Annotated in this window: 10 protein-coding genes; 9 read left to right on the top strand and 1 reads right to left on the bottom strand. The window is 69.8% G+C overall.

Annotated features, from left to right (window positions below):
* Positions 1 to 33 precede the first annotated feature (33 nt).
* The 8 genes from FB453_RS27340 to FB453_RS27305 all read left to right on the top strand — a co-directional run bounded on the left by FB453_RS27340 (position 34) and on the right by FB453_RS27305 (position 9,994).
* Positions 34 to 843, top strand: coding sequence for a metal-dependent hydrolase (locus tag FB453_RS27340; RefSeq protein WP_091404025.1), 810 nt, complete (start codon positions 34 to 36; stop codon positions 841 to 843).
* Entirely contained in the window at positions 840 to 1,748 is a 909-nt protein-coding gene (locus FB453_RS27335) for an amidohydrolase family protein (protein WP_145794864.1), read from the top strand. Before FB453_RS27340 ends, FB453_RS27335 begins: the two co-directional genes overlap by 4 nt.
* 274 nt (positions 1,749 to 2,022) lie before the next feature.
* Positions 2,023 to 3,054 carry a LacI family DNA-binding transcriptional regulator gene (locus FB453_RS27330; RefSeq protein WP_486480496.1) on the top strand — a complete coding sequence of 344 codons (1,032 nt, stop codon included), beginning with the start codon at positions 2,023 to 2,025 and terminating at the stop codon, positions 3,052 to 3,054.
* Between the two features lie 76 nt (positions 3,055 to 3,130).
* The gene (locus FB453_RS27325; protein ID WP_112583001.1) at positions 3,131 to 4,435 is read left to right on the top strand and encodes an ABC transporter substrate-binding protein; all 1,305 of its coding nucleotides are present in this window, start codon (positions 3,131 to 3,133) and stop codon (positions 4,433 to 4,435) included.
* 67 nt (positions 4,436 to 4,502) lie between these two features.
* A complete protein-coding gene (locus FB453_RS27320) occupies positions 4,503 to 5,471 on the top strand; it encodes a carbohydrate ABC transporter permease (RefSeq protein WP_145794860.1) in 969 nt (322 codons plus the stop codon).
* A 1-nt stretch (position 5,472) separates the two neighbouring features.
* A complete protein-coding gene (locus FB453_RS27315; RefSeq protein ID WP_145794858.1) occupies positions 5,473 to 6,360 on the top strand; it encodes a carbohydrate ABC transporter permease in 888 nt (295 codons plus the stop codon).
* Positions 6,357 to 8,588 carry an alpha-xylosidase gene (gene yicI, locus FB453_RS27310; protein ID WP_145794856.1) on the top strand — a complete coding sequence of 744 codons (2,232 nt, stop codon included), beginning with the start codon at positions 6,357 to 6,359 and terminating at the stop codon, positions 8,586 to 8,588. The genes FB453_RS27315 and yicI overlap by 4 nt, the downstream gene beginning before the upstream one ends.
* A complete protein-coding gene (locus tag FB453_RS27305; protein WP_145794854.1) occupies positions 8,585 to 9,994 on the top strand; it encodes a GH1 family beta-glucosidase in 1,410 nt (469 codons plus the stop codon). The genes yicI and FB453_RS27305 overlap by 4 nt, the downstream gene beginning before the upstream one ends.
* Positions 9,995 to 10,111: 117 nt before the next feature.
* Here the strand turns inward: FB453_RS27305 and FB453_RS27300 are convergent, their stop codons facing one another.
* A complete protein-coding gene (locus tag FB453_RS27300) occupies positions 10,112 to 11,281 on the bottom strand; it encodes an MFS transporter (protein WP_170158812.1) in 1,170 nt (389 codons plus the stop codon).
* Between the two features lie 31 nt (positions 11,282 to 11,312).
* Between FB453_RS27300 and FB453_RS27295 the strand changes: the two genes are divergently transcribed.
* The gene (locus FB453_RS27295; RefSeq protein WP_145794852.1) at positions 11,313 to 12,368 is read left to right on the top strand and encodes a LacI family DNA-binding transcriptional regulator; all 1,056 of its coding nucleotides are present in this window, start codon (positions 11,313 to 11,315) and stop codon (positions 12,366 to 12,368) included.
* Positions 12,369 to 12,372: the final 4 nt, after the last annotated feature.

The following is a 12,372-nucleotide window of genomic DNA, read 5'->3' as shown; positions in this document are numbered from 1 at the left end:
GGCGCTCAAGATCCCTGGGGAGGGTGAGCCGAGATGATGGGACCGCAACACGCGCTGTCCGGCGCGGCGGTGTGGCTGGCTGGCTCCTGGGCACTGGAGCAGTTCGCCGACTACCACCAGTCGCCGCTCGCGTTGGCGGTGGGCACCGCGGTGTGCGCCGGTGGCGCGCTCTTTCCCGACCTCGACATGTCGGGCAAGGTGACCAAGAACCAGGGTGGGGCCACCGTGGCCCGTACCTTCGGAGTCTTCTCGCTCTTCGCCGCCGAGGTGATGGAGAAGATCTCTCTCGGGGTCTACTACGCCACCAAGCTCAGCAGGGACCCACGCCGCAACAACGGGCACCGGACGCTGACCCACACGCTGCCGTTCACCCTGCTGGTCGGTTGGGGCACCACCGCGCTCTGCGCCGCGTACGGCAAGTGGGCGGTCATCACCATCCTGTTCTTCATGTTCGGCCTGGCGCTGCGCGGGCTGTTCGACGAGTGGGCCGAGCGGGCCGGATGGGTGATCATCACTCTCGCGTCGGCCGGGGCGGCCTGGTTCACCTTCGCCAACCTGCCGGGCGGACGCGGCTATCCGCTGATCGGCACTGCGCTGGGCGTGGGCTGCTTCGTGCACATCCTCGGCGACATGATCACCAGAGCGGGCGTGCCGATCCTCTGGCCGATCCCGATCAAGCGGCGCATGTGGATGATGATCGGCCTGCCGAACAGCATCGCCCTGCGCGTCGGCAGCAAGGCCGAAGTGGTGGGGATGCGCATCGCGCTGACCGTCGTCTCCGCGCTCGCCACCGTCGGCCTGATCGCGCCCTCGGTGCTGAGCCGTTTCGACATCGACATATGACCGATCCGGCGCCGGCGATCCCGCCGGCCGAGGACGAACGCGTACCGGAGCTCTGCCGCGCCCTGGGGCTGCCCGGCCTCGCCGACGTGCACGTGCACTTCCTGCCGCCGCGCCTGCTGCGTCGGGTGTGGGCCTACTTCGACGCCGCCGGGCCGCTGGTCGGCACCGAATGGCCGATCCGCTACCGGTGGAGCGACGCCGACCGGGTCGCGCACCTGCGCCGGCTCGGGGTGCGGGCGTTCAGCGCCCTGGCGTACGCGCACCGACCGGGCATGGCGGCGGAACTCAACCGCTGGACGCTGGACTTCGCCCGCGACACCCCCGGGTGCCTGGCCTCGGCCACGTTCTACCCCGAGCCGGAGGCCCCCGGGTACGTCGAGGCGGCTCTCGCCGAAGGTGCCCGAGTGTTCAAGTTGCACCTGCAGGTCGGCGGCTTCGCGCCGACCGATCCGGCCCTGGACCCGGTGTGGGGAATGCTGTCCGACGCGGGTGTGCCGGTGGTGGTGCACGCCGGCCACGCACCGGTGGGGACCGCCAACACCGGCCCGGACCCGTTCGCCGCCCTGCTCGCCCGCCACCCTCGGCTGACCGCCGTGGTGGCGCACCTGGGCGCTCCGGACTACCGGGCCTTCCTGGACCTCGCCGAGACGTACGAGCGGGTCCGGCTGGACACCACAATGGCCTTCACGCCCTTCTTCGACCAGTTCGTCCCCTTCCCCGCCGAGGAGTTGCCCCGGTTGCGCGAGCTGGGGCTGGCCGGCAAGGTGCTGCTGGGCAGCGACTTCCCGAACATCCCGTACCCGTACGCCGACCAGGTGACCGGGCTGGCCCAACTGGACCTGGGCGACGACTGGCTACGCGCGGTCTGCTGGAACAGCGCCGCCACCCTCTTCAACCTTCCCTGACCCCCCGCCCAGCTCCGCGATCTTGCACTTTCTGTCCCGACACAAGGTGCATATCAATCCATATCGGCAACAGGAACCGCAAGATCGGCGCGGTCTGCTCGCTACGCGGGCGCGCGCCGGGGTGCCGCGCACCCCGCTGAATTCTTTTCGACATCGGCTATTGACGTCGCCGTAACAGGTGGCCTAGCGTCCTGTCGAACCGCTTCGTCGAAACGCTTCGACGAAGTTCGGGAGCGGTCCCACCCCAGGCCGGAGGAGGTGCGCGGTGGCCACCATGCACGACGTCGCCCGCCTCGCGCAGGTCTCGGTCAGCACCGTCTCGTACGTCCTCACCGGCACCCGGCCGATCTCGCAGGCCACCCGCAACAAGGTGCTCGCCGCGATGGCACAGCTCGAGTACCAGCCCAACGCGATGGCACGTGGGCTGGCCAGTCGTCGCAGCCGGATCCTGGGCCTGCTGATGCCGATGGACGAACGCGGCCTCGGCGCCACCGAGACCGCCTTCGTCACCGGTGCCGCCGCCGCGGCGAGCGTCGCCGGCTACCACCTGGTGCTCTCGCCGGTGGGCGGGGGCGACCTCGACGACCTGCGTCGGCTGGCCAGTCAGCGGATGCTCGACGGGGTCGTGCTGATGGAGGTCCAGCTGGCCGACGAGCGGGTCACAGTGCTCCAGGAGGCGGGGGTGCCGCTGGTGCTGATCGGCCGCACCGGCGACACCAGCACGCTCTCCTACGTCGACATCGACTTCGACCAGACCGTCCGGGAGGCCGTCGCGCACCTGGTCGGCCTCGGGCATCGGCGGATCGTCTACGTCAACCACTCGGCCGCCACGCTGGCCAGCGGTTACGGGCCCGCGCTGCGTACCCGTGACGCCTTCACCGCCGCCATGACCGGGCACGGCCTGGAGCCGGTGATGATCGCGGCCGAGGACAGCGCCGCCGGCGGGCGGGCTGCCCTGGCCGCCGCGTTCGCACAGGCCCCGGAGCTGACCGCGGTGTTGGCCATGAACGAGACGGCGATCTTCGGCATCCTCGGCGAGTTGACCGGCCGCGGGTTGTCCGTTCCCGACGACGTCTCCGTCGTCTCGATGGTCACCTCGCCGCAGGTCGCCGAACTGGCCACCCCGGCGCTGACCGCGATGACGTCACCCGGTTCGGCGCTCGGCCGGATCGCGATCGAGGCGCTGACGCGCCACCTGGATGGCCCCGCTGACCTTCGTCACCAGCAACTGCTGCCGTGCACGTTGGAGATCCGGGGGTCGACCGCACAGCCCCGAAGCCGCCACCCACTGGGGGCCGATCGGTAAATGGCCCGCCGCCGCGCTGCAACGCGACGACGGGCCCCGTGAAGTACCGGCTAGATACTCAACGAGGAGGATGCTAATGCAGCGATTCCGCCGGCTCGTCGCCGCGATCGCCCTGGCGGCGACAGCGACGACCACCGTGGCCGCCTGCGGCGGTGGTGACAACGGGGACAGCAGCGACGCCAAGGTTCTCAAGCTCTGGCACTACGAGAGCGAGAACAGCGCCATGGGGGTCGGCTGGAACCGGGCGATCGAGCTCTTCAAGTCCGAGCACCCGGGCGTCGAGGTGCGCTTCGAGCGCAAGGCGTTCGAGCAGATCCAGCAGAACGCGGGCATGATCATCAACTCGTCCGAGGGCCCGGACATCATGGAGTACAACAAGGGCAACGCGACCGCTGGGTTGCTCTCCTCCCAGGGCCTGCTGGCCGACCTGAGCAGCGAGGCCGACAAGCGCGGCTGGGCCGGCAAGCTCAGCCCCAGCCTGCAGACCACCGCCCGGTACAGCGACAAGGGCGTGATGGGCTCCGGCAAGTGGTTCGGTGTGCCGAACTACGGCGAGTACGTCACCGTCTACTACAACAAGGACCTGTTCCAGAGCAACGGCGTCAAGGTCCCGACCACGATGGCCGAGATGACCGCCGCGATGGACACCTTCGTCGGCAAGGGCATCACCCCGCTGGGCATGGCCGGCGCTGAATACCCGGCCGGGCAGCTGTTCTACCAGCTCGCCCTCTCCAAGGGCGACCGACAGTTCGTCGACAACTACCAGCTCTACAAGAACCCTGTCGACTTCAAGGCCGACCCGCTCAAGTACGGCGCGGACACCTTCGCCCAGTGGGTGCAGAAGGGCTATGTCGCGAAAAACTCGGCCAGCCTCAAGGCCGAGGACATGGGCACCGCCTTCATCGGCGGCAAGGTTCCGATGATCGTCTCGGGTAGCTGGTGGTACGGCCGGTTCAAGACCGAGATGAAGGCCAACTGGGACACCTTCCTCTTCCCCGGCAACACCCTGCAGGCCGGCTCGTCCGGCAACCTCTGGGTGGTCCCGGAGAACAGCAAGGCCAAGAGCCTGGCGTACGACTTCATCGACATCACCCTGCGTCCGGAGATCCAGGACCTGATCGGCAACAACGGTGGTGTTCCGGTCGCCGCTGACGCGTCGAAGATCAGCGACCCGAAGGACCGCAAGCTGATCGAGGACTTCAACACGGTCAGCAAGTCCGACGGGCTCGCCTTCTACCCGGACTGGCCGGTCCCCGGCTACTACGACGTGCTGGTCTCCGGCTTCCAGGGTCTGATCAACGGCTCGAAGTCGCCCGACCAGGTTCTCGACACGATCGCCAAGCCGTACGCCGATGGCGTCAAGGAGATCACCGGCAAGTGACACGGCGAGCGGCGGGCGCGACCGGCACGACCGGCGCGCCCGCCAGCCCCGCCGGGAAGGATCTTCCATGGCTGTCTCCGAGACGGTCGCCGCCACACCGCCGGCCGCGACCCCCGCCCCGCCCGCGCCCAGCCGCAGACGCCGCGGCCGCAACGCGGCGTACTGGCTCTACCTGCTCCCCGGAGCGGTGCTCTTTCTCCTGGTCATCGGCGCGCCGCTGGTCGGCACCCTCTACCTGTCGCTGACCAAGTGGTCCGGCATCGGTGACCCCCGGTGGGTCGGCCTGGACAACTACCAGCAGTTGCTGCAGGACGACGTGTTCTGGGCGTCGTTCCGCAACACCGTCTGGATGCTCGTCGCGATGGTGGTGGTGCCCACAGTGCTCGGGCTGCTGCTCGCCGCGGTGCTCTTCGACGTCATCGGCCGCCGGTTCAAGCCCCGCACGGCCGCCGCGCTGCGGGCCGCGTTCTACCTCCCGCAGGTGCTGCCCGTCGTGGTGGCCGGCATCGTCTGGGGTTGGATCCTGCGCCCCGACGGCGCGTTCAACAGCCTCCTCGACGCGGTCGGTCTCGGGGCGTTACGCCACGACTGGCTCGGCGACCCGGGCACCGCCCTGCCGGCCGTGATGGCCGTGATGATCTGGGTGCAGATCGGCTACCCGGTGGTCGTCTTCATGGCGGCGTTGCAGCGGGTCGACCCCGAGCTGTACGAGGCGGCCGAGGTCGACGGCGCGAACTGGCTGCACCGGTTCCGCGCGATCACCCTTCCGCAGATCAGGCCGGAGACCTTCGTGGTGGCGCTGACCTGCACCATCGCCGCGTTGAAGGTGTTCGGGCCGATCTTCGCCCTGACCCGGGGCGGCCCGGACAACGCCACGAACGTGCCCTCGTACTTCGCCTACTACACGTTCTTCAAGAAGCTGCAGGTCGGCTACGGCTCCGCGATCTCCATGGTGCTGACACTGATCATCGTGGTGGTGGCCGGGATCTTCATCTGGATGCAGGCCCGCAGCGAGCGCCGGGACCGGGGGTTCTGACATGGCCGTCTCGCTCACACCGAGCACGGTGCCGGTGACGCCGGCCCGGCCCGTACGCGATCGACACCACCGCGGCGTCAGCCGCTGGGTGGTGCTCGCCCTGGTCACCCTCGGCGCGCTCGTCATGCTGGTGCCGTTCGCGTTCATGCTGCTCAACGCGTTCAAGTCGCCCGGCGACTATTCCTCGGGCGGCCCGCTGAGCTGGCCGACGGAGTTCTACACGAAGGGTCTGCGCACGTACTGGACCGAGGTGAACTTCCCGCTGAAGTTCTGGAACTCGGCGGTCATCGCCGGCTCGGTGTCCGTGCTCGGCGTCGCCGTGTCACTGCTCAACGCGTACGCGCTGGGCATCGGCCGGGTCCGGGGCCGGCTGTGGATCGTCGGCCTCTTCCTGCTGGCCAACATGCTGCCGCAGGAGGCGCTGATCTACCCGCTGTACTACGTGGCGAAGCAGGTCGGCCTCTACAACACCCAGCTCTCGGTGATCATCATCTTCACGGTGATCCAGAGCGCGTTCGGCACGTACCTGCTCGCCTCCGTGATGGGCACGTTCCCGCGCTCGCTGCTGGAGGCCGCCGCGCTGGACGGCGCCGGCAAGTGGACGGTGCTGTGGCGGGTGGTCTTCCCCAACCTGCGGCCCACCCTCGCGGTGCTGCTCATCTTCTTCTTCATCTGGACGTGGAACGAGTTCCTCATCCCGCTGGTCATGCTGATCGACAACCAGACGCAGACCATTCCGGTCGCGCTCGCGTCGTTGCAGGGCGACCGGCTGATGGACGCTCCGACCACCAACGCCGGCGCGCTGATCAGCCTGGTGCCGGCCATCCTCTTCTTCCTCATCTTCCAGCGCACTCTGGCGCGCGGCATCACGGCAGGAGCCGAGAAGTGAAGTTCACCGACGGGTACTGGCAGCTGCGCCCCGGCGTCAGCGTCCTGCGGCCCGGCACCGTCGAGTCGGTCGAGCCGGACGAGCGCGGATTCACCGTCTTCGCACCGACCGGTCAGATCACCGGCCGCGGCGACACCCTCAACCGCCCCCTGGTCACCGTCCGGTTCTTCTCCCCCGCCCCCGGCGTCATCGGGGTGACCATCGCTCACCACACCGGAGGGCTGCCCCGCGAGCCGCACTTCGGGCTGAGCACCGACGAGACGCACCCGGTCACCGTCGACGTCACCGGGCTCAGCGCGACGCTGACCACCGGCGAGCTGACCGCGCGGGTAGCGCTCATCGACGGGTGGCGGGTCGACTTCCTGCACGGCGACCGGCTGGTCACCGCGTCCACCGCACGCAGCATCGGCGTCGTCACCGACGCCGAGGGCCGCCGCCACGTACACGAACGGCTCGCCCTCGGTGTCGGCGAGACGGTGTACGGGTTGGGCGAGCGCTTCGGCCCGTTCGTCAAGAACGGGCAGACCGTCGACATCTGGAACGCCGACGGAGGCACCGCCAGCGAGCAGGCGTACAAGAACGTGCCGTTTTACCTGAGCAGCGTCGGCTACGGGGTCTTCGTGGACCACCCGGAGCACGTGTCGTTCGAGGTCGGCTCCGAGGTCGTCACCCAGACCCAGTTCAGCGTCGAGGGCCAGTCGCTCACCTACTACGTCATCGACGGGCCCAACCCGAAGGACGTGCTGCGCCGGTACACCGCCCTCACCGGCCGTCCGGCCCGGATCCCCGCGTGGTCGTACGGCCTCTGGTTGTCCACCTCGTTCACCACCTCGTACGACGAGAAGACGGTGACCGAGTTCGTCGACGGGATGGCCGAGCGCGGGCTGCCGCTGTCGGTGTTTCACTTCGACTGCTTCTGGATGCGTCAGTTCCACTGGGTCGACTTCGTCTGGGACCCGGCGACCTTCCCCGACCCGGAGGGGATGCTGCGCCGGCTGCACGAGCGCGACCTGAAGGTGTGCGTCTGGATCAACCCGTACATCGCACAGCGCTCGTACCTGTTCGAGGAGGGCCGCGAGGCCGGTTACCTGGTGCGCAACCCGGACGGTTCGGTCTGGCAGTGGGACAAGTGGCAGGCCGGCATGGCGCTTGTCGACTTCACCAACCCGGACGCGGTCCGCTGGTTCACGGGCAAGCTCAAGGCGCTGCTGGACATGGGCGTCGACTGCTTCAAGACCGATTTCGGTGAGCGCATCCCGACCGACGTGGTGTGGCACGACGGCTCGGACCCGCAGCGGATGCACAACTACTACTCGTACCTCTACAACAAGGCGGTCTTCGAGCTGCTGGAGACCGAGCGCGGCGAGGGCGAGGCGGTGGTGTTCGCCCGCTCGGCCACCACCGGCGGGCAGCAGTTCCCGGTGCACTGGGGCGGCGACTGCGAGTCGACGTTCGTCGCGATGGCCGAGTCGTTGCGCGGCGGGTTGTCCCTGGCGTCGTCCGGCTTCGGCTACTGGAGCCACGACATCGGCGGTTTCGAGGGCACCCCCGACCCGGCGGTGTTCAAGCGGTGGGTCGCCTTCGGGCTGCTCTCCTCGCACTCCCGGCTGCACGGTTCCGGCTCGTACCGGGTGCCGTGGGCGTACGACGAGGAGGCCGTGGACGTGCTGCGGCACTTCACCCACCTCAAGCTCAGCCTGATGCCGTACCTGGCGGCCGCCGCCCAGGAGGCGCACCGCGACGGGACGCCGGTGATGCGGCCGATGTTCCTGGAGTTCCCGGACGACCCGGCGACGGCACACCTGGACCGGCAGTACATGCTCGGCCCGGACGTGCTGGTCGCCCCGGTGCTCAGCGCCGACGGCGACGTCACGTACTACGTACCCGCCGGCACCTGGACGCACCTGCTCACCGGCGCGCAGATCACCGGCCCGGCCTGGCTGACCGAGAAGCACGACTTCGACAGCCTGCCGGTGCTGGCCCGACCGGGCGCTGTCATCCCGTTCGGCTCGCGGACCGACCGACCGGACTACGAGTGGGCCGACGATGTGCGACTGCGGGTGTACGCACCGACCGAGGGGCAGCGGACCCGGGTACGGGTACCGTCACCCGGCAACGGCCCGGGTGCCGAGTTCGACGTGCGCTACGAGGGTGGGACGGCCAGCGCCGAACTGGTCGCCGGCACCTCGACGGGCTACATCTGCGAGATCCAGGGGACGGAACGATGACGCAACACCACTTCCCGGAGAGCTTCGTCTGGGGCTCGGCTACCGCCGCGTACCAGATCGAGGGCGCGGCGACCGAGGACGGGCGCGGACCGTCCATCTGGGACACCTACAGCCACACACCGGGTCGGACCCTCAACGGTGACACCGGCGACGTGGCCGCCGACCATTACCACCGGTGGGCCGACGACCTCGGGCACATCGCCGAGCTGGGGCTCGGCGCGTACCGGTTCTCCATCTCCTGGCCCCGGGTGCAGCCGGGCGGCTCGGGCCGGTTCAACCAGGCCGGCATCGACTTCTATTCGCGGCTGGTGGACGGGCTGTTGGAGCGGGGCGTCCGCCCGGTGGCCACCATGTACCACTGGGACCTGCCGCAGGAGTTGGAGGACGCCGGCGGGTGGGCGGCGCGGGAGACCGCGTTGCGCTTCCAGGAGTACGCGGCGGGCATCGTCGGTGCGCTGGGCGACCGGGTGCACACCTGGACGACGCTCAACGAGCCGTGGTGCTCCGCGTACCTGGGCTACGCCTCCGGGGTGCACGCGCCGGGTCGGACCGAGCCGGCGGCGGCGCTGGCCGCGGTGCACCACCTCAACCTCGCGCACGGCCTGGCCGGTCGGGTGGTCCGGGAGCTGGCCCCGTCCGCCGAGCTGTCGGTGACGCTGAACCTGCACGTCATCCGGGGCGCGTCCGACTCGCCCGCCGATCAGGACGCGGTCCGGCGGATCGACGCGCTGGCGAACCGGGCGTTCCTCGGCCCGATGCTGGACGGGGAGTACCCGGCCGACCTGCTGGCCGACACCGCCTCGGTCACCGACTGGTCGTTCGTCCGCGAGGGCGACGAGAAGCTGATCGCGGTGCCCCTGGACGTGCTCGGGGTCAACTACTACTCCAGCACCCTGGTCCGGGCGTGGGACGGGGTGTCGGCCCGATCCGACGCCGACGGGCACGGCGCCTCGACCTCGACGCCGTGGGTCGCCGCGGAGAACGTCGACTTCCTGCCGCAGCCCGGCCCGTACACGGCGATGGGTTGGAACATCGACCCGCCGGCGCTGACCGAGCTGCTGCTGCGCCTCCAGCGTGAATACCCCAGCCAGCCCATGATGATCACCGAGAACGGCGCGGCGTTCGACGATGTGGTGTCGGCCGACGGCCGGATCCACGACGAGCGGCGGATCGACTACCTGCGTCGGCACATCGGCGCGATGGCCGACGCCCGCGCGCAGGGAGCGGATGTGCGCGGCTACTTCGTCTGGTCGTTGCTGGACAACTTCGAGTGGGGCTACGGCTACGACCGTCGCTTCGGCATCATCCGGGTCGACTACGACACCCAGGTACGCACCTGGAAGGACAGCGCCCACTGGTACCAGCGCCTCGCCGCCACGGGTCAGTTGGACCAGGCACAGGACTGACACCGACCCACACGGCGTCGCCGTCACCCGCCCGTCGAGGGCTGGTGGCGGCGACGCCGTTTCGGCGCCCCGACCGCAACCTCGCCGCCCGGCCTGCCACCGGGGTCGGGCTCCGGCTCAGGCGTTGGCGCCGCGGGCACGAAGCCCACCCCACAGCATCAGAAAACAGACGCCGATCAGGACCGGCTCCAGGGCGAAGGCGGTGACCAGCCCGTACCGGTCCGCCAGGCTGCCGAGCAGGAACGGGGCGACGCCGGCGACCACGCCGAGGATCAGTTGCGAGCGGGCGTTGGCCCGGTCCTCGTGTCCGCCGGCCGCGCCGAGGGTGAGCGCGAGCGAGAGCGGATAGAGGTTCGCGATGCCCACCCCGCACAGGAACAGCCCGAGGACGGCGAGAACCGGTTGGTCGGTCAGCCAGAACAGGACGAAACTGGGGCCGGTGACCGCCAATGAGGCGTACAACAGCGCGACGCCGCGGCCGGGGCGGCGGGTGAGCCGCGCGCCGAGCAGCCGCCCGATCAGGATGCCGAGGTAATTGCTGCTCAGCGCGGTGCTGGCGGCGGCGGCGGACATGCCGGCGTGGATGAGCATCTGAGGGCCGAAGTACACCAGACAGAACTCGATCGCCGAACTGACCGCGGTCAGCACGGCGAACAGCCAGCAGGCCAGCGGTAAGCCCCCGGCTCCCGTCGCGGTGGCGGGCTGCGGCACCGCCGGTAGCGGTTGGCGGCGGTAGCGCAGGTACAGCACCAGGAGGACGGCGGCGGGCAACGCGAACGTGGCGCGCCAGCCCACCGCGCTGGCCGCCAGCACGCCGAGGATCAGCGGAGCGAACACCGCGGAGGCGCCAGCGCCGACGTTGGCCTCGGTCAACGCCCGGTCCCGCCGATCACCGTGTCGGTCGGACAGAACCGCCTGAACCACTGTGAGCATCGTGGTCCCGGCCAGACCGAGCACCACGGCTCCGAGCAGGGTGGCCGGTACGCCATCGCCGAGGGTGAACAGACCCGCGCCGATGACAGTGGCGAGGGCCGAGCACCACAACAGCACACCCCTCGCCAGACGGCGAGCCGCCCACACGAACCCAACTGCGGCGAGGGCCGCGCCCGCCGCCAGGAACAGTTCATAGACGCCGAGCAGGGCGTAGGAGAATCCCCACTCTTCGCGCAGGAGGGTCAGCGCCGGCCCGAAGGCGTACAGCCAGAACGTCCAGCAACCCAGAGCGGCGTACGAAAGCACTGTCGGCGAATCCCGTACGAACGTCTCGGTCTCGGTCTGCTGCCGCATTGTGTATCGATACACAGATAGAGTGTGTGCCATGAACCGTCCTGCGGACAACCCCAAGCGGCCGACGCTGCGGCAGGTGGCGAGCGCTGCCGGCGTCTCGCCGATGACGGTTTCCTACACCTACTCCCAGCCTGGAAGGGTTTCCGCCGAGGCCGCGGCGAAAGTGCGCGCGGCGGCGCAGAAGCTGGGCTACCCCGGGCCGCACCCGGGCGCCCGCGGGTTGCGCCGTGGGCGGGTCGGCACGCTCGGCGTCGTGCTCGGCGAGCGGTTGAGCTACGCCTTCGAAGATCCGCAGGCGGCGCGCTTCCTCGCGGGGGTCTCCGACGTGTGCGCCGCCGAAGGCGTCGGACTCACCCTGGTCCCGATCAATGGCGCACCCACCGACGCCGAGCGCGTCGCGCAGGCAGCCGTGGACGGCTTCGTCGTCTGGACCACCAGCGACGATGATCCGGTCCTGGACGCCGTCGCCGACACCGGCCTGCCCGCGGTGGTGCACGCCGGCCCGCACGGGCGGGGAATGCCGGTGATCGGCATCGATGACCGAGCCGCCGCAGCCGCGATCGGCCAGACCGCGTTCGCCGAAGCCCGCCGCCCGCTCGTGCTCGGCTTCCCGCTGGACCGGAGGCGCTCCCGCCACCTACTCACCGGCGGCGACGTGATCGACATGAAGTACCCGGTCACCCGCCACCGATGGGAGGGCTTCCTCGACGCCTGGACGCAGGCCGGACACCTCGCCACGCAATTGAGGCTGGCCAGCTGCCCGGTCAACCACAGCACCGAAGGGGAGACCTTCGCTAGTGAGCTGCTACAGGGCGCCGAGCCACCGGACGCCATCGCCGCGATGAGTGACGAGCTGGCCCTCGGGGCCCTGCGCGCCGCCGCACGAGCCGGCCTGCGCCTACCTGACGACCTGACCCTGACCGGCTGGGACGATTCGGACGCGGCTGCGGACGCCGGACTGACCACCCTGGCCCAGTCCCTGCGCGACCAGGGGGCCCACTGTGCACGCCTAGCGCTCGGGCACCCCACTCATGCTTCGCCGCAGCATCAGTGGCACATCGTCGCTCGCGCCACCACCCGCCGCTGACACC

The organism is Micromonospora sp. CNZ322 (assembly GCF_007827755.1).
The sequence above is the reverse complement of the archived record's forward strand: the minus strand, read 5'-3'. Positions and strand labels throughout refer to the sequence as shown.

Coding starts and splice junctions, on each gene's coding strand:
- FB453_RS27340 (WP_091404025.1), top strand. CDS start 34: ATGATGGGACCGCAACACGCGCTGTCCGGCGCGGCGGTGTGGCTGGCT.
- FB453_RS27300 (WP_170158812.1), bottom strand. CDS start 11,281: ATGCGGCAGCAGACCGAGACCGAGACGTTCGTACGGGATTCGCCGACA.
- FB453_RS27295 (WP_145794852.1), top strand. CDS start 11,313: ATGAACCGTCCTGCGGACAACCCCAAGCGGCCGACGCTGCGGCAGGTG.
- FB453_RS27325 (WP_112583001.1), top strand. CDS start 3,131: ATGCAGCGATTCCGCCGGCTCGTCGCCGCGATCGCCCTGGCGGCGACA.
- FB453_RS27335 (WP_145794864.1), top strand. CDS start 840: ATGACCGATCCGGCGCCGGCGATCCCGCCGGCCGAGGACGAACGCGTA.
- FB453_RS27305 (WP_145794854.1), top strand. CDS start 8,585: ATGACGCAACACCACTTCCCGGAGAGCTTCGTCTGGGGCTCGGCTACC.
- FB453_RS27330 (WP_486480496.1), top strand. CDS start 2,023: ATGCACGACGTCGCCCGCCTCGCGCAGGTCTCGGTCAGCACCGTCTCG.
- FB453_RS27315 (WP_145794858.1), top strand. CDS start 5,473: ATGGCCGTCTCGCTCACACCGAGCACGGTGCCGGTGACGCCGGCCCGG.
- FB453_RS27320 (WP_145794860.1), top strand. CDS start 4,503: ATGGCTGTCTCCGAGACGGTCGCCGCCACACCGCCGGCCGCGACCCCC.